General features: G+C 70.4%; 15 protein-coding genes and 1 tRNA gene. 3 read left to right on the top strand and 13 right to left on the bottom strand.

Annotated elements, in window-relative coordinates; all coding sequences use genetic code 11:
- The first annotated feature begins 25 nt into the window (after positions 1-25).
- Positions 26-1,051, top strand: a complete 1,026-nt coding sequence (locus tag J5Y09_RS08315) for an amino acid ABC transporter substrate-binding protein (RefSeq protein ID WP_245216950.1) — start codon at positions 26-28, stop codon at positions 1,049-1,051.
- 436 nt (positions 1,052-1,487) lie between these two features.
- Here J5Y09_RS08315 and J5Y09_RS08310 read toward each other — a convergent pair whose 3' ends face one another.
- From J5Y09_RS08310 to J5Y09_RS08260, 11 genes are all read right to left on the bottom strand, one after another.
- Positions 1,488-1,949 carry a DUF411 domain-containing protein gene (locus J5Y09_RS08310; RefSeq protein WP_209351281.1) on the bottom strand — a complete coding sequence of 154 codons (462 nt, stop codon included), beginning with the start codon at positions 1,947-1,949 and terminating at the stop codon, positions 1,488-1,490.
- A complete protein-coding gene (gene copM, locus J5Y09_RS08305) occupies positions 1,946-2,368 on the bottom strand; it encodes a CopM family metallochaperone (RefSeq protein WP_209351280.1) in 423 nt (140 codons plus the stop codon). The genes J5Y09_RS08310 and copM overlap by 4 nt, the downstream gene beginning before the upstream one ends.
- 97 nt (positions 2,369-2,465) lie before the next feature.
- Positions 2,466-3,764 (bottom strand): ATP-binding protein, encoded by a 1,299-nt coding sequence (locus J5Y09_RS08300; protein ID WP_209351279.1) that lies wholly within the window; start codon positions 3,762-3,764, stop codon positions 2,466-2,468.
- Positions 3,761-4,513, bottom strand: coding sequence for a response regulator transcription factor (locus J5Y09_RS08295; protein ID WP_209351278.1), 753 nt, complete (start codon positions 4,511-4,513; stop codon positions 3,761-3,763). Before J5Y09_RS08295 ends, J5Y09_RS08300 begins: the two co-directional genes overlap by 4 nt.
- A complete protein-coding gene (locus J5Y09_RS08290) occupies positions 4,510-4,905 on the bottom strand; it encodes a hypothetical protein (RefSeq protein WP_209351277.1) in 396 nt (131 codons plus the stop codon). The genes J5Y09_RS08295 and J5Y09_RS08290 overlap by 4 nt, the downstream gene beginning before the upstream one ends.
- Positions 4,906-4,920: 15 nt before the next feature.
- The gene (locus tag J5Y09_RS08285) at positions 4,921-8,064 is read right to left on the bottom strand and encodes an efflux RND transporter permease subunit (RefSeq protein WP_342451439.1); all 3,144 of its coding nucleotides are present in this window, start codon (positions 8,062-8,064) and stop codon (positions 4,921-4,923) included.
- Positions 8,065-8,067: 3 nt separating this feature from the next.
- Positions 8,068-9,765, bottom strand: coding sequence for an efflux RND transporter periplasmic adaptor subunit (locus J5Y09_RS08280; RefSeq protein ID WP_209351276.1), 1,698 nt, complete (start codon positions 9,763-9,765; stop codon positions 8,068-8,070).
- Positions 9,766-10,332: 567 nt separating this feature from the next.
- Positions 10,333-10,911 carry a hypothetical protein gene (locus J5Y09_RS08275; RefSeq protein ID WP_209351275.1) on the bottom strand — a complete coding sequence of 193 codons (579 nt, stop codon included), beginning with the start codon at positions 10,909-10,911 and terminating at the stop codon, positions 10,333-10,335.
- 156 nt (positions 10,912-11,067) lie between these two features.
- Positions 11,068-11,143, bottom strand: a tRNA-Glu gene (locus J5Y09_RS08270).
- Positions 11,144-11,184: 41 nt separating this feature from the next.
- Positions 11,185-11,367 (bottom strand): DUF2256 domain-containing protein, encoded by a 183-nt coding sequence (locus J5Y09_RS08265; protein ID WP_209351274.1) that lies wholly within the window; start codon positions 11,365-11,367, stop codon positions 11,185-11,187.
- Positions 11,368-11,373: 6 nt separating this feature from the next.
- The gene (locus tag J5Y09_RS08260) at positions 11,374-11,625 is read right to left on the bottom strand and encodes a hypothetical protein (protein ID WP_209351273.1); all 252 of its coding nucleotides are present in this window, start codon (positions 11,623-11,625) and stop codon (positions 11,374-11,376) included.
- Between the two features lie 88 nt (positions 11,626-11,713).
- Between J5Y09_RS08260 and J5Y09_RS08255 the strand changes: the two genes are divergently transcribed.
- Positions 11,714-12,640 carry an RluA family pseudouridine synthase gene (locus J5Y09_RS08255; protein ID WP_209351360.1) on the top strand — a complete coding sequence of 309 codons (927 nt, stop codon included), beginning with the start codon at positions 11,714-11,716 and terminating at the stop codon, positions 12,638-12,640.
- A gap of 227 nt (positions 12,641-12,867) precedes the next feature.
- Positions 12,868-13,752: an RNA polymerase sigma factor RpoH gene (gene rpoH, locus J5Y09_RS08250; RefSeq protein WP_209351272.1), complete on the top strand. Its 885-nt coding sequence runs from the start codon at positions 12,868-12,870 to the stop codon at positions 13,750-13,752.
- 134 nt (positions 13,753-13,886) lie between these two features.
- Here the strand turns inward: rpoH and J5Y09_RS08245 are convergent, their stop codons facing one another.
- Together J5Y09_RS08245 and J5Y09_RS24740 are read right to left on the bottom strand one after the other, a co-directional pair.
- Positions 13,887-14,915 carry an amino acid ABC transporter substrate-binding protein gene (locus J5Y09_RS08245; protein ID WP_209351271.1) on the bottom strand — a complete coding sequence of 343 codons (1,029 nt, stop codon included), beginning with the start codon at positions 14,913-14,915 and terminating at the stop codon, positions 13,887-13,889.
- Positions 14,916-15,004: 89 nt separating this feature from the next.
- Positions 15,005-16,699, bottom strand: a complete 1,695-nt coding sequence (locus J5Y09_RS24740; RefSeq protein WP_209351270.1) for a GMC family oxidoreductase — start codon at positions 16,697-16,699, stop codon at positions 15,005-15,007.
- Positions 16,700-16,720: the final 21 nt, after the last annotated feature.

Genomic DNA, 16,720 nt, shown 5'->3' with positions numbered 1-16,720 from the left:
CGAGAGCAGGTAGGGGAGGAATCGGATGATGATGCGGGTGGCCTCTGCGGCAGCAGCCCTTCTTCTTTCCGCAGCAACTGCCTCGGCCCAACCGGCCGCGCCCGGCCCGACGCTGAGCCAGGTGCGCCAGCGCGGCACGCTCGCCTGCGGAATCCCGCCCGGCGTGCCGGGCTTCGGGGCCCAGGCCGCAGACGGTACGTGGCAAGGTCTCGAGGTCGACATCTGCCGTGCCATTGCCGCGGCCGTGCTGGGCGACGCACAGCGCGCCAGGTTCACACCCCTCAGCAGCCAGGCCCGCTTCCCCGCCTTGCAGCAGGGGCAAGTGGACGTGCTCACGCGTGCTGTGACCTGGACGCAGTCGCGCGACACGCAGCTCGGCTTCAACTTCGGCCCCGTCACCTTCTACGACGGGCAGGGCTTCCTGACCCGCCGCGCGAACATCAGCCGCGCTCAGGACCTGCAGGGCAGCGCCATTTGCACGTTCTCCGGCTCCACCAGCGAGGCGAACCTCGCCGACTGGGCGCGCGCCAATCGCGTGACCTATACCGCCGTCCTGGTGAGCGAGCCGGCGGCCATGCGCACTGCGTACGAGGAAGGCCGCTGCGCGGCGATGTCCACCGACGCCTCGCAGCTGGTCGGCATCTTGACCACGCTGCGTAACCCGGCCGAGCACCAGGTCCTGCCCGATCGCATCAGCAAGGAGCCGCTTGCTCCCGTGGTGCGCCACGGCGACGAGCAATGGACCGAGGTCGTCCGCTGGACCGTCTTCGCCTTGATCGAGGCCGAGGAACTCGGCGTTACTTCGGGCAATGCGGAAGCCATGCTGGCCAGCGACAACCCGGCTATCCGCCGCCTGCTTGGCGCCAATGGCGACCATGGTCCGATGATGGGCCTTGACGCTCGCTGGGCCTTCAATGCCATCCGCCAGGTAGGCAACTACGGCGAGATCTTCGAGCGGAACCTTGGCGCTGGATCGCCCATTGGCTTGGCGCGCGGCGTCAACGACCAGTGGACACGCGGCGGTCTCATGTACGCGCCACCGATCCGCTGACGCAGACGTGGAACTGCGGGTCGCTGCCTGCGGGGACATGCCGAAGAACCGAGTGGAACGTTGATCGTAGGGGTGCCTTTGCCGTGGCTACGCCCAGGGGCAGATATCCTCGGTGCGAATGACGACCGATACAGAATAGTCAGGGCGAATACCTCTTCCCGGGGATCCTCGCCACCACTCCACATGGGCCGAAGACGGCGAGGCAGAGTTCCGCCGATGGGCGTCCCCGGACCGCGGCTGGCCTCCGCGCCGCAACGCTGCGCGAGGCACCTCCCCGTGCCTAGGCGCGGGGAGCCTCCATGCAGGACGGCCAGCCAGCTTTCTCGGTTCAGATCGGCCGAGAGGCCGCCCTGGATATGGCGGGGAATCCCGACGCCTTCTGGCCGCAGGAAGCACCTGCGGGCGGCGTTGCCGGCATTCCCCGCCGAACTTACCGTCAGGCCGGCTCCGCGCCGACGAAGCGCATGAAGGGCTCATGCGTGCCGTCGGCACGCCAGGCGATCACGTCGTAGGTGTCGGGCGACTGCCCCGGAACTTCCATCCCGGGCGATCCGACGGGCATGGCCGGCACGGCAAGGCCACGGATGCCGGCCGGTGGTGCCGTCAGCAGGCGACGGATCGCCAGCGCGGGCACATGACCCTCGAGGGCAAAGCCGGCAATCCGGGCGGCATGGCAGGACAGCAGGTCGGCCGGCGTGCCCAGCATCCTGCGGAACGGCGCGACCGAGGGGACGACGCGGTCGTCGACGGCGAAGCCTTCCCGGCGCAGATGCGCGACCCAACCGGAGCAGCAGCCGCAATTCGGATCACGCCAGACTTCGACACGTGCCACGCCCTGCGCCAGCGCGGGCGCGGCCACGGTCGCGAAGGCCGCGACAAGGAGGCCGCGGCGCCTCATCGCGCAGGGATCCGGGCCAGGATCGCGCGCATCTGCACGATCTCGCGTTCCTGCTCGCGGATGACGGCCTCGGCGATGGCCCTCACCTCCGGATCGCGGCCGTGTTCCAGCACGACCCGCGCCATGTCGATCGCACCCTGGTGGTGCGGGATCATGCCGACGACGAAGTCACGGTCGGCATTGCCCGAGTAGGTGATGGACATGTCGCGGTGCATCCTGTCGTTCGCGGCGATGAAGGCGCGCGTCGCGGGCGTCGCATTCGCGGGAACCGCCGTGGCAGCGTGCCCTGTCGGGCCGTGACCCTGCATCATCGGCATGCCGTGGCCGGGTCCGTGCTGCGGCTGGGCATCAGCCCGCACGAGTGCCCCGGCGCCAAGCAGCGTCATCGCTGCGGTTGCGGTCAGAAGCGTGCGACGCATGGGACGGGCTCCATCGTTTCCACCCCTTCAGGATGCGCGCGGAGGCGCTGCGGAGCCTCTCCGCGGCATGACAAAACATGTCGTCGCGGCGCGGCCATCAGCCCCCCTGCCGCGGAAGAAGAAGCCTCGCCAGGAGCCCACCGGCACGGGACTCGCCGAGTTCCAGCCTGCCCTGGCTCGCCTGCGCGAAGCGCTGGGCGATCGCCAGCCCGAGCCCGACGCCCGAACCGCCGCGCGCCCGATCGAGCTGCACGAAAGGGGCCATCGCCCGCGCGCGGTCGGCCTCGGCGATCCCGTCGCCGGCATCCGACACCTCGACGACGAGCATCGGTCCTTCCTCGATGATCCGCAGGCGCACCGGCGGGCGGCCGTGGCGCAGTGCATTTTCGACGAGGTTCGACAGGGCGCGCTTCGCGGCGACGCGCCGCAGCGGCAGCACGGCGCGCCCCGGCCCTTCGTAGACGACGTCGTGCCCCGCATCGGCGGCGTCGGACGCCAGCGTCTGCAGGATCGCCGCGAGATCGGCGGGCCGCACCGGCTCCGCATCGCGGCCCTCGCGGATGTAGTCGAGGGTGCGCGCGATCATCGATTCCATCTCGGCGATGTCGGCCTCGAGCCGCGCCCGGTCCTCGCCTTCCGGCAGGAAGCCGACGCGCAGCTGCAGGCGGGACAGCGGGGTTCGCAGGTCGTGGCTCATCGCCGCCAGGGCTTCCGTCCGGTCCTCCAGCAGCCGCGCGATGCGGTCCTGCATGGCGTTGAAGGCCGCCGCGGCGTGGCGGACCTCCTCCGGCCCCTCGGTCGCCACGGGCCGGGGGCTCGGATCGCGGCCGATGCGGTCCGCCGCGCTGGCCAGGCGCCGCAGCGGTCCGGTGATCCAGCGGACCACGAGGATCGAAACGAGCCCGATGCCGAGCGCCATCGCCACCATCGACGCGATCGCGCCATGGTCGAGCGCCCCGCCGCCGGCGCCGAGCCAGGGCGCCGAGAAGACGATCCAGCCGCCGCCGACCGCCGGCAACGCGCCGAGCACGCGATGGCCGGGTTCGGCCTTCGGGTCCCAGCCGATCCGCGCGCCCGGGCCAAGGCGCGTCGCCGCAGCGGCCAGGGCTTCGGGCGGCGCGGCCTCCGGCAATGGGGCCACGCGGTCCCAGTGGATGTCCAGGCCCGGGCGAGAGATGGCATGCGCCGCGGCGTCCCGCGCCGCCTCGGGCAGCGGGGCCACCGCCGCGCGCGCCGCGGCCAACTGGTCGGCCATGCGCTCGATCCGCGCGCCCTGTTCCGTGTCGCGCAGCGCGCGTTCATGCACCCACATGCTGCCGATGTGCAGCAGCATCAGCCCGCCCAGCAGCAACAGCGTGATGCGTCCGGCCAGGCTCGCGGGCCACCGCACCCTCATGCCCGGGTCACGTCCGCCACAAGCACATAGCCGGCCCCGCGCACGGTCTTGATGAGGGAGGGGCTGTCCTCCTCCGGCTCGATCTTCCGGCGCAGGCGGCTGACCTGGACGTCGACAGTCCGGTCGAAGGGGTCGGCGCCGACGCGCCGCTTGGCGACTTCGAGCAGCTGCTCCCGCGACAGGACCCGCTGCGGATGCTCCAGGAAGGCGATCAGCAGGTCGTATTCGGCGCCCGAGAGATCGACCGCGACGCCTTCGGGGGAGGTGAGCTCCCGTCGTGCCGTGTCCAGCACCCAGCCGGCGAAGGCCAGCCGCCGCGAGCGCGGATCGGGTTGCGCCTCGGCCGGCGCGGCGCGGCGCAGCAGGGCGCGGACCCGCGCGACCAGTTCACGCGGCGCGAAGGGCTTCGACACGTAGTCGTCGGCGCCGAGTTCGAGGCCGAGGACGCGGTCCATCTCCTCCCCCCGCGCCGTCAGCATCAGCACCGGCACGCGCGAGCGTTCCCGGATGCGGCGCAGCAGGTCGAGGCCGGACGCGCCGGGCAGCATGACGTCGAGCAGGATCAGGTCCGGCTGGCCGGCCGGGCTGTCCAGCACCTCCCACATCTCGCGCCCGTCGCGCGCGGTCGAGACGCGGAAGGCCGCTTCGCGCAGCAGGCGCGCGACGAGGTTCCGCATCTCGCCATCGTCCTCGACGATGAGGAGATGCGCCTCGGGGTCGAGCAGGCGGCGTTCCGCGGCGTCGCTCATCTGGCCGCTTCGACGGGCGCGTAGCGCGCCTGGATGCGCGGCTGCCCGGCGGCCGGCACCAGCTGCACGACGACGCGCAGGCTGGGTTCCGCCCGGAACTCTCCGCTCGCGACCAGCGCCGCGCCGTCGGGCCGGGGCGCGAAGGTCAGCGTCTGCTGGCGCCCCCCGGCCAGCACGATGGCCGTCGCGGTCGCGCCGGTCGCCGAGAGCGGCCGGTCATTCACGTCGAACAGGAAGAAGGTCAGCCGCCCGTCCTGCGCCAGCAATTCCCCGTGGTAGGTGCCGATGTCCTGCATCTGGCCGCCATTCGGGCCGCGAGAGGGGCCATGCGCCAGCGCCAGGGAGGGCGGGACAAGAAGGGCGGCGGCGATCAGGCTGCGCTTGGTCGGCATCGAAATCTCCAGGGCTCAGAATGTCTCGGGGGCGAGCGCCCCGCCAGCGCGGCGTTCCTCGGCCTCGGCGCGCAGCCGTTCCAGCGCCGGGCGACCGAAGCGGTGGAACAGGATGGGCGTCACCAGCGTATCCAGCAGCGTGGCGCTGACCAGGCCGCCCAGGATGGTGATGGCGACCGGATGCAGGATCTCCTTGCCCGGCGCGTCGGCGCCGATCGCCAGCGGGATCAGCGCCAGCCCGGCGGACAGCGCGGTCATCAGCACCGGCGTCAGCCGTTCCGCGCTGCCGCGCAGCACCAGCGCGAGGCCCCAGCGCTCACCCTCGTGCAATGCCAGGTTCAGGTAGTGGCTGACCTTGAGGATCCCGTTGCGCGTGGTGATGCCGGTCAGCGTGACGAAGCCCACCAGCGTCGCGACCGAAAGCGGCTGCCCGGCGATCCAGATCGCCGCGACCGCGCCGATCAGCGCGAGCGGAACGTTGCCCATGATGATCGCCGCGAGCATCGCCGAGCGGTAGCGCGAGTAGAGCACGACGAAGATCAGGCCGAGCGAGATCAGGGTGAGCACGGCGATGGTCCGCATCGCCTCCTCCTGCGCCTGGAAGGTGCCTTCCAGCGCCGTGGTGTAGCCGGTCGGCATCCGCATGCGGGCGATCTCGGCGCGGATGCCGGCGATCACCTGCGCCATGTCGGCCTCCGGCGTGGTGTTGGCGAGCACCACGATGCGGCGCCGCGCGCCTTCCCGCAGGATCTGGTTCGGGCCGTCCCCTTCCTCGACGCGGGCGAGCAGGCCGAGCGGCACGCGGCCATGCGGGGTGGGCACAAGTGCCTCGACAAGGCGCGCGGTGGTGCGGTCCTCGTCGGCCAGGCGGAGCACCACGTCGAAGCGGCGCGCGCCGTCCAGGATCTGGCTGACGACCGTGCCGCCGGTCAGCGATTCCAGTGTCTCGGTCAGCGCCGCCGCCGAGACGCCGTAGAGCCCCGCGCGCTCATGATCGACGGCGATGCGCAGCTGCGGGATGCGCACCTGGCGCTCGAGCTGAAGGTCGGTGAGGCCGGGCACGTTCTCCGCCAGCCGGCCGCGCAGCGTCTCGGCCAGCGTCCGAAGCGTGTCGAGGTCGTCGCCGAATATCTTGAGCGCGACCTGCGCCCGCACGCCGGACAGCATGTGGTCCAGCCGGTGGCTGATCGGCTGGCCGATATTGACCGCGGCCGGCAGGGCGGCGAGCCGCGCGCGGACGTCGGCCAGCACCTCGGCGCGCGGGCGGCCGCCTTCCCGCAGGTCGAGGTCGAGTTCCGAGGAATGCACGCCCTCGGCATGCTCATCCAGCTCCGCGCGGCCGGTGCGCCGGCCCACGCCCTTCACTTCGGGCACCTGCATCAGCAGCCGTTCGGCGACGCGGCCGAGCGCATCCGATTCCGCGAGCGAGATGCCGGGCTGGTAGGTGACGTTGATGACGAGCGTGCCCTCGTTGAAGGGCGGCAGGAAGGCGCGCGGCAGGAAGGGCACGCTGGCCGCGGCGAGGGCGACGCTCCCGAAGGCGAGGCCGAGCACCAGCGGCCGGTGCGCGAAGGACCAGAGCAGCAGGCGCTGCTGCGCCGCCTTCAGCCCCCGCACCAGCGCCCCATCCCCTGCGTGCATCCGCCGCATCCGCGGCAGCAGCCAGTAGGACAGCACCGGGGTGACGGTGACCGCGACCAGCAGGGAACACAGGATGGAGACGATGTAGGCGATGCCGAGCGGCGCGAAGAGCCGGCCCTCGATTCCCGTCAGGGCGAACAGCGGCAGGAAGACCAGCACGATGATCAACGTGGCGTAGACGATGCCGGAGCGGACCTCGGCGCTTGCGGCGGCCACCACCCGCATCGCCGGTTCCGGCACCGCGCGCGCGGCGTTCTCCTTCAGGCGGCGGAGGATGTTCTCCACGTCCACCACGGCGTCGTCCACCAGTTCGCCGACTGCGATGGCGAGCCCGCCCAGCGTCATGGTGTTGATGGACAGCCCGAAGGCCGCGAAGACGATCGCCGTCAGCAGGATGGAAAGGGGGATCGCTGTCAGCGAGATGAGCGTGGTGCGCGTGTTGAGCAGGAAGGCGAACAGCACGATCGCCACGACGACGAAGGCCTCCGCCAGCACCTGCTGCAGGTTGGCGATGGACTGGGCGATGAAGTCCGCCTGGCGGAACTTGATCCGGTCCGCGACCACGCCGCGCGGCATGCCCGCCTGCAGTTCGGCCAGCGCCGCCTCGACCGCGCGTGTCAGGCGGATGGTGTCGGCCCCCGGCTGCTTGGCGATGGCGAGGATGACCGCAGGCTGGCCGTCCACCCCTGCCTCGCCGCGCTTGAAGCGCGGGCCGTATTCCACGCGGGCGACCTGCCGCAGCGCGATGGGCTGGCCTTCGCGGAAGCCGACGGTGGCGTTGCGCAGATCCTCGAGCGACGTCGTGCGGCCGATGTTGCGGATCAGGAACTCCCGTCCCGCCTGGTCGACATAGCCGCCGCCGGCATTGCCGCCGAACTGGCGCAGCGCGGCGATGAGCTGCTCGTTCGTCAAGTCCAGCGCGTGCAGCCGGTCGAGGTCCGGCATGACGCGGAACTGGCGGACCTCGCCACCGATCGGGATGACCTGGGAAACTCCGGGGATGGTCAACAGCCGCGGCCGCATGACCCAGTCCGCCAGGTCGCGCAGTTCCATGGGACCGACCGAGCCATCCACAGGCGCGGTCATCGCCACGAGCATGATCTCGCCCATGATGGAGGAAACCGGCGCCATGGCCGGCATCACCCGTGGCGGCAGCTGCGCCTGGATCTGGCCGAGGCGCTCGCTCACCTGCTGGCGCGCGCGCCAGATGTCCGCGCCCCAATCGAACTCCACGAAGACGATCGAAAGCCCGACGGAGGAGACGGAGCGGACGCGGGTCACGCCGGGCAGGCCGTTCACCGCCGTCTCGATCGGGAAGGAGACGAGTTGCTCGACCTCCTCCGGCGCGAAACCCTCGACCTCGGTCATCAACGTGACGGTCGGCTTGTTGAGGTCGGGGAAGACATCGACCGGCATGCGCGACAGGGTGAAGAGCCCGTAGAGGCTGACCAGCAGCGCCGCGACCAGCACGAAAAGCCGGTTGCGCAGCGAGAATCCGACGATGGCGTTGAACAGCATCGCTCAGCGCACCTGGGCGATGAGTGCGGCGCCCTGCACCACGACACGCTGCCCGGCGTCGAGACCGGCGGTCACCACCACGCGCGTGCCGTCCAGCGGCTGCACGCGGACCTGGCGGGGAATGAACCGTTCGGCGGTCGCATGCTCGAAGACCACGGGCGGGCCCTCTGCGCTGCGCACCACCGCGTCGGCCGGCAGCACGATGCCTTGCACCGCGCGCGCCGTGCGCAGCGTGACGAGGACCGAGATGCCGATCGGCGCGTCCGGCGGCGGGTCGTTCACCCGGAAGTTCACCGGCACCGCCTGCTGCCGCACCGTCAGCCCCCGCCCCATGAAGACCAGGTCCAGCACGCGGCCATCGGGCAGGGTGGCATTGGCGCCGGTGACGCGTTCCAGCGCCGCGCGGTCGAAGGCGAGTGCTTCCACCCAGAGCCGGCCGGGATCCACGATCTCGACGACGGTGGTGGCGCTATCGACCAACTGCCCGACGGCGCCGCGCACGGTCGAGACGATGCCGGAGACGGGCGCAACCAGAGGCTCGCGCCCCGACAGCGCGGGCTGGATCGCGGTGCGCCGCTGCCGCGCACCCGCGAGTTCGGCCTGGGCGTCGACGATCTCGCGTTCGGCCACCGTGCCGCGCAGCGATGTCAGCCGGCGCACGCGGGCTTCGAGGATGGTGATCTGCGCATCCAGTTCCGCGGCGTTCTGGATGAGGCTGCCGCGCTCGGCGGCGCTGTAGGTCGGCGTGACATAGGCGAGCACCTGCCCACGCTCGACCCGCTGGCCGAGCGTCGGGAAGCCGGCATCGCCCGGCTCGAGCCGCCCGTTCTGGCTGGCCTGGACGCGGCCCGAGGCGTTCGGGTCGGGCACCAGCGTCCCGATCATGCGCAGCGCGGCGGATGCCTCGCCGCTTTCCGTCAGTTGCGTGCGCACGCCGAGGAGACGCTGCGAGGGCTTCGGAACGAAGATCGCGCCGTCCTGCAGGCGGCGCGGGGCTTCCCCCGTGACCAGCGCCTGCTGGCCGGCGGCCGGCCCGGCGGCGACGAGCGCGACGAACAACGCCGCGGCGGCGCGCCGCGTGTCGGCCGGCAGGGCCTCCACCGGGCGGATGGCGGGTGTCTCCTCGACCATCGGCGGCAGCGGGCGGCGGACAGAGGCGCGCCCAAGCAGCAGGCCGAGCAGGAGAAGGCCGAGCCCGATGCCGATCTGGACGGCGCCGTTCCGCAGCAGAGCCAGGGCCTCGACCATCGTGCCGGACGCCGCCGGCGGGGCCGGCACCTCCAATGTCGCGGTCAGCAGGTCCATCTCCTCGCCGGCGGTCACCGTGAAGACCAGGTCGAGCCGCCCCGGCCGTTCCAGCAGCGGATGCCGCGCCACGAAGAGCCCGATGCCCTGGCGCTCGGCCGCCACCTCCTGGCCATCCAGGGTGAGGGTCACGGAGCCATCCAGGGGGCTGTTGTCGGCGTAGCGGTCGAGGGTGAGGGTCAGGGCGCCGCCCGGCTGCAGGATGGCGACGATCTCGAACAGGTCGCTATGGGCCTCGGCGCGCGGCAGGGCGGTCGCCACCGGCTCGGGCACCGCGCCGTGGTCGTGCCCTTCGTGGGCGGCGGCGGGACGGAGGCAAAGGACCACGGCGAGCAGGGCGAGAACGGCATGCCGAAGGACGGCGTGCAGAGGACTCGGCACTGGGCGATAGGGCATGGAGGGCTCCTGGACGCCTACTCCTTGCCGTCGCATGTGCGACGGTGCCCCGCGGATGCATGACAAAATATGTCAGCGTCGGACGATGTCCGCAGAGGCACTGTCCTGGTGGTGAAAGGCGGCGGGCAGCCGTTGGTTGTTGTGCCCGAGCGCGCCGTCCGGCCCCCGGGCTGTCTCGCAAGCGGTGGGGCATGTGGGGCACGCCTAGAACGGGCTGGCGTGGAGGCTGCCCCACATGCGCGCCGGTATGGCTGAGGAACCGACCTGCGCCGTCAGGTCTTTGATGTGAGGGCTTGGAAGGGCAGCTCAATCCTCGCCAGATATTCCGAATACGGCTCAATGCCAGCCCGGCGATCGAGAAAATCTGCGTACCATGCGAGAAAATTACCAAGGCATCGCAATACAAGCCAAGTTGACAGCATAGAAAAAATCGTCCAAGCGGCTGTTCCGAGAATGAACATCTTCATCTCCGTCGCGCGTATCTTACAAGATGCTTGGTTCCGCTCGCTTCCGAAGCGGCATCCATCATCTGTAAAGGGGCATTGCAGCCGCTGTGCCACAGCGCGATCAGTGGAGGAGTGAGAAGGTAGGATTTTGTCTGTTTTGGTAGCCGTGAAACAGGCAAGCTCCTGAAATCGCGTCGAATTTCGTGGCCGTGGCGTGATCGGTCTCGCTCTGGAATTTCAGCCTGCGGACGAAGTTGCGCGCCGCACCAAGCCGAGCACGCGGTCCGGACAACAGATGAAGTCCGAGAACAACCAGTCGACCGGCACTTCCTGCCGGGGGGACTAGGCCGAAGGCGCTCGCCTGCCGGCAAGAAACGCCGGGCGTGGCGGAAACGGCCGCATCGAGCGGAGCCTTGTGCACCGCCATCACCGTGAAACGGGTATTCGTTCTCGATGGATCGCCGCGCGTAGCACTCCCGTCCGACGAATGGATGGCGCGCGTACCACTCGCGACGCGACTCCCGATCGAGCCGCTGCCGCTGACCGGGTTCGGCGGCGGCGGCACGCGACGACGGACGGCGCGCGCTGTCGCGTGACGGACATCGCAAGCCGACTTCGCTTTTCCCGATGTCGCGAGCAGCCGGTGGTAGCGTTGGTGGACGATGCGCGAGGGGCGGGCGAGACGGGAAGCCGCGTCCATGGACAGGCCCGGCGAGTGCCAGTGCCCCGCGTCGACAGAACACATACGTCTGGCGGAATGCAGCCCTGGCCCGCTCGGTCATGGGGGTAAGGTTGGGTGCCGTACCAACCGACTCCATGCGAACCGCACGAAAATCAATGCGCTGGGCGGGCTGGATGGCGTCCCATAGGGGATTCGAACCCCTGTTGCCGCCGTGAGAGGGCGGTGTCCTAGGCCTCTAGACGAATGGGACCCTGGCCGGAGGCGCGCTTCTAGACCCGGCGCCGCGTCCGATCAAGCGCCCTTCTTGCGCCCCGCCCCGCCGCCCGCCCGCGCCGCCGCGCGACGGCCGTCGCGGCAGGCGTCGGAGCAGAAGCGCACCTCCTCCCACACCCGCGCCCATTTCTTCCGCCAGGCGAAGGGGCGCGCGCAGGCGGCGCAGGTCTTCTCCGGCAGGTTCGGCTTGCGGTGCGCCATGGCAACTCAGTCGGTCAGCCGGATCTCGCCCATGCGGCGCCCGCTGCCGGGGTCGACCATGATCACGCGCTCGCCGCCCTCGGGCCGCGTCACCCAGATCGCGAGCGCGCGCTCGCTCATCGCGATGCCGCCGATCCGCGACCCCGCCGGTTCCCCGAGCGTGACCGCCGCGACCGCCCCGCCGCGCGCCGGCGCGCCTGCACGCTGGACGAGAAGCACCACCAGCGTCACGGTGCCCGCCACGATCAGCACACCCATACCGATAACCAGAGCCTTGAGCGCCGCCACGCCATCTTCTCCCGAACCCGAACGCCTCGACGCGGTAGCGCCGCCCGAGGCCGCCGGCATGCGCGCCGACCGCTTCCTCGCGGACGCCATAGGTTCGCTCTCCCGCTCCCGGGTCAAGGCGCTGATGGAAGCCGGCCATGCCTTCCGCGACGGCGCGACGCTGACCGACCCGTCCGAGACGGTGCGCGCCGGCGCGCGCTACACGCTGCTCGTTCCCCCGCCCGTCGCGGCCACGCCGCAGGCCCAGGCGATCCCGCTCACCATCCTGTTCGAGGACCGGGACCTCATCGTGCTCGACAAGCCGGCGGGCCTCGTGGTCCATCCGGCGCCGGGCAACCCGGACGGCACGCTCGTCAACGCCGTGCTCGCCCATGCGGGCGATGACCTGTCGGGCATCGGGGGGGAAATGCGGCCGGGCATCGTCCACCGGCTCGACAAGGACACCTCCGGCGTCATGGTCGTGGCGAAGTCCGAACGCGCCCATCGCGTGCTGTCGGATGCCTTCGCGGCGCGGGATCTCGACCGGGCCTATCTCGCGCTCTGCTGGGGGTTGCCGGAACCGCTGGCGGGGGAGGTTTCGGCCCCGATCGGGCGGCATCCGGCCGACCGCAAGCGCATGGCCGTCGTGGAACGCGGCGGCAAGGCGGCGACCACGCGCTATGCCGTGAAGCGCGCCTGGGGCGCGGCCGCGGCGCTTGTCGAATGCCGGCTGCTGACCGGCCGGACGCACCAGATCCGCGTCCACATGGCCCATATCGGCCACCCGCTGGTGGGCGACCCGGTCTATCTGCGGCGCACGCCGGCCGCGGCGCGGCTGCTGCCCGCCGCGGCGCGGGACGCGCTGCTGGCCTTCCCCCGCCAGGCGCTGCACGCGGCGAGCCTCGGCTTCAACCATCCCGTAACCGGACAGGCGCTGAACTTCGAAAGCCCGCTGCCGGCGGACATGGAAGGGCTGCTCCTGTTGCTGGACGGTAACAGGGCGTAACCCGACTATTGAGGTCGGTTTTTCTTGCGCCGCGGCGCGGTGGCGGCTACATAAGTCGTGTCGGATTCCGAAGGGTGCCAGCAAGTGCCCCGTCCGGCCGGCCCCGACGTGACCGGGGCGGACGGCCCGGGTCAGGGCCCTGAGGAAGGCGACATAACCGAGGCTTTTGGCCGCTCGCGGACCCCGCCGTCACGGGGAGTCCGCCCGGCCCAGGAGGCAGGTGAACCATGGCTTCCAGCATGGCCATCCCGATGGCGACCGAGGGCAACCTCTCGCGCTATCTTCAGGATATACGCAAGTTCCCGATGCTTTCGCCGGAGGAGGAGCTGTCGCTCGCTCGCCGCTGGAAGGAAAATGGGGACGAACGAGCCGCACACAAGCTCGTGACATCCCATCTGCGCCTCGTCGCGAAGATCGCCATGGGCTACCGCGGCTACGGCCTGCCGGTGGGCGAGCTGATCTCCGAAGGCAATGTCGGGATGATGCAGGCGGTCAAGCGCTTCGACCCGGAGCGCGGCTTCCGCCTGGCGACGTACGCCATGTGGTGGATCCGCGCCGCGATCCAGGAATACATCCTGCACTCCTGGTCGCTCGTGAAGATGGGCACCACGGCCGCGCAGAAGAAGCTGTTCTTCAACCTGCGCCGGCTGAAGGCGCAGATGTCCGCGCTCGAGGAAGGCGACCTGAAGGACGAGCAGGTGGCGAAGATCGCCCATGTCCTGCAGGTGCCCGAGCAGGACGTCATCAACATGAACCGCCGGCTCGCCAGCCCCGACAACAGCCTGAACGCGCCCGTGCGCGCGGACAGCGAGGGCGAGTGGCAGGACTGGCTGGTCGATGACACCGAAAGCCAGGAATCGGCGCTCGCCGAGCGGGAGGACATGTCCAACCGCCGCGACCTGCTGAACGGCGCGCTCAAGACGCTGAACGAGCGCGAGCGCCACATCCTGATCGAACGCCGCCTGAAGGAGGAGCCGACGACGCTCGAGGAACTGTCCCAGCAATACGGGATCAGCCGCGAGCGCGTCCGCCAGATCGAGGTGCGCGCCTTCGAGAAGCTGCAGAAGTCGATGAAGCAGCAGGTGACGGAACGGCGCCTCAGCGTCGGCTGAACCCGGTCCAGCTTCGGCTCACGGAAACGGGCGGCAGGTCATCCTGCCGCCCTTTTTCTTTGGCCTCCGTCCCCCGGACATGAAGAAGGGGGCGTTGCCGCCCCCTGCCCCAGGCCGCGAAGGTCGCCCGCGCGTCAGCGGATCGGCGGCGCGTAGTGCAGGCCGCCATTGTTCCACAGGTTGTTCACGCCGCGCGGAATGCCGATCGGGGTGATGTTGCGCTCGTACATCTCGCCGTAGTTGCCGACCTGGCGGATGATCCGCACCGCCCAGTCGTTGTCCAGGCCCATGGAGCGCCCGAGGTCGCCCGTGCGGCCCAGCAGGCGCTGGATGTCCGGGTTCGTGCTGGTGCGCTGCATCTCCTCGACATTGGCGCTGGTCACGCCGAGTTCCTCGGCGGCGATCTGCGCGTACAGGCTCCAGCGCACGATGTCGAAGTAGCGCCAGTCGCCCTTGCGCACGACGGGGCCGAGCGGCTCCTTGGAGATGATCTCGGGCAGCAGCACGAAGGAATTCGGGTCCTGCTGCGTCGCGCGGAAGGAGGCGAGCGAGGAGGCGTCGTTGGTGTAGGCGTCGCAGCGGCCGGAGACGAAGGCCGTGCGGATTTCCTCGACGCTCTCGATCACCACCGGCGTGAAGCGCATCCGGTTGGTGCGGAAATAGTCGGCGAGGTTGAGTTCCGTGGTGGTGCCGGGCTGCACGCAGACCGTCGCGCCGTCGAGCTGGCGGGCCGAGGTCACGTTCGCGTTGCGGCGCACCATGAAGCCCTGGCCGTCGTAGAAGTTGATGCCGGCGAAGGCGAGGCCGAGCGAGGATTCACGCCCGAGCGTCCAGGTCGTGTTGCGCACCAGGATGTCGAGTTCGCCCGACTGCAGCATCGGGAAGCGCTGCACCGAAGTGTTCGGCACGAAGCGCACCTTCGTCGCGTCGCCCAGGATGGCGGCGGCGACGGCGCGGCAGGTGTCGACGTCCAGGCCGCGGAACTCGCCGCGGCTGTCAGGCAGCGCGAAACCGGCCGAGTTGATCGCGACGCCGCAGACCAGCGTGCCGCGGGCGCGGATGGCCGCGACCGTATCGGGCGCCGACTGCGCGACCGCCTGCCCTGCGAAAGCCATGACCGCCGCGGCGGCCACACCCGCGATGCGGGTGCCGAGATTGCTCATTCCCTGTCTCCCAATACCTGACCAGAAGCCGCGCCGGTGCCGGCTGGCTCGTTGCGAGTTTGGCCTCCCCCCCACAGCCCGCCAAGGCCTTATGCGAGGATGGCGTCGGCCATCTTCTCGGCGACCATCAGGGTCGGGAAGTTGGTGTTGGCCGACGGCACCACGGGGAAGACCGAGGCATCGACCACCCTCAGCCCCGCGACCCCGCGCACCCGCCCGGCCGTGTCCACCACCGTCATCGGGTCCGCCTCCGCCCCCATGCGGCAGGAACAGGAGGCATGCCAGACCCCGATCGTCGCCTTGCGGATGAAGGCTTCCAGCGCCTCCTCATCCTCCATCACCTCGCGGAAGCGGAAGCCCTCGATAACGAAACGATCGATGAAGGCCGAGCGCAGGAAGCCCGGCCCGTCGAGGAACCTGGCGATGATGGACGTCAGGATCCGGTTCTTCTTGTTCACCACGCCGATCCGCCGCACCCGGTCCGAATAGGCCGCCGGGAAGGGGTCCGCCGTGACCGCGGCGAGCGGCGGGCTGAGGTTGAGCGCGGCGGCGAGGCGGAAGCCGATCATCAGCCGCTCGAGGTCCCGGCGGTCCGACAGCAGGTTGAACTCGACCTCCGGATGCGCCCGCCAGTCGGTCGATGCCAGCCGCACCTGGCCGCGCTGGGAATAGGTCTTGTTCACCCAGGTCAGCATGGATCCGACCTGCTCGCCCACCGCGTGCCAGGCGGATTTGCTCGCCACCGCCATGAACATGTCGCCCGCCGGCGCGTCCTCGATGCCCGAGGAGAAGCGCAGCCCGACCAGGATGTGCCGGCGCAGCCTGGTGCGGTTCAGCCGCGCCTCCGGCCGGATGAAGGAGGACAGCGAGATGGCCGGATGGTCCATCAGCCCCTGCCCCACCCCGGGCAGGTCGGCGCGCACCTCGATGCCGAGTTCCTTCAGATGCGCCGCCGGCCCGATCCCCGCGCGCATCAGATGCGCGGGGGAATGGATCGCGCCGGTGCAGAGGATGACCTCCCGCGCGCGGAACTCCCGCTCCTGCCCCGCCACCAGGGCACGCACGCCGACGCAGCGCGCGCCCTCGAAGACCAGCGACATCACCTGGGTGTCGGTCGAGATCGTCAGGTTCGGGCGCCGGCGCGTCTCGGCATCGAGATATCCCATGGCGGCCGAGACGCGCGTCTCGGTGACGTTCACCGTGATCGGGAAGTAGCCGTCCTCGAAGGCGCCGTTCTGGTCTTCGAGCCGCTTGAAGCCGGCCTGGCCGAAGGCTTCCGCCGCGGCCCTGGAATGCGCGGGCCATTCGGATTCCGGAATGCGGCGGACGGGGATGCGCCCGTCCCGCCCATGCCATTCATTGTCGAAGTCGAGGTCGCGCTCGACCTTCCTGAAATAGGGCAGCACCGCGTCCCAGTTCCACCCGGCCGCGCCGCGCTGCGCCCATTCGTCGTAGTCGTGCGGCGCGCCGCGATTGGCCATCTGCCCGTTGATGGACGACCCGCCGCCGAGCACGCGCGCCTGTTCGTACTTGCGCAGCGGCGGCTTCTCGGACGGGTTGTTGTGGGAGACGACCTGGGTGCGGACCTTCAGCTCCGTCCAGTGGAAGCGCGGGTCGAAATAGGCCTGTCCCGGATAGGTATCGAGCACCGTCGCCGGTTCCTGGCCCGGCGGCGTGTCGGGCCCGGCCTCGCAGAGCAGCACCTTGTTCGCCGACGGCGCGGACAGGCGATGCGCCAGCACGGAGCCGGCGGACCCGCCGCCGACGATGATGAAGTCGTACACGCGTCTCCCCTTCTTCTTCCT

Source organism: Roseomonas nitratireducens, assembly GCF_017813355.1.
Classification (GTDB): domain Bacteria; phylum Pseudomonadota; class Alphaproteobacteria; order Acetobacterales; family Acetobacteraceae; genus Neoroseomonas; species Neoroseomonas nitratireducens.
Note: the sequence above shows the minus strand (reverse complement) of the source record. Positions and strands in the feature narration are given on the sequence as shown.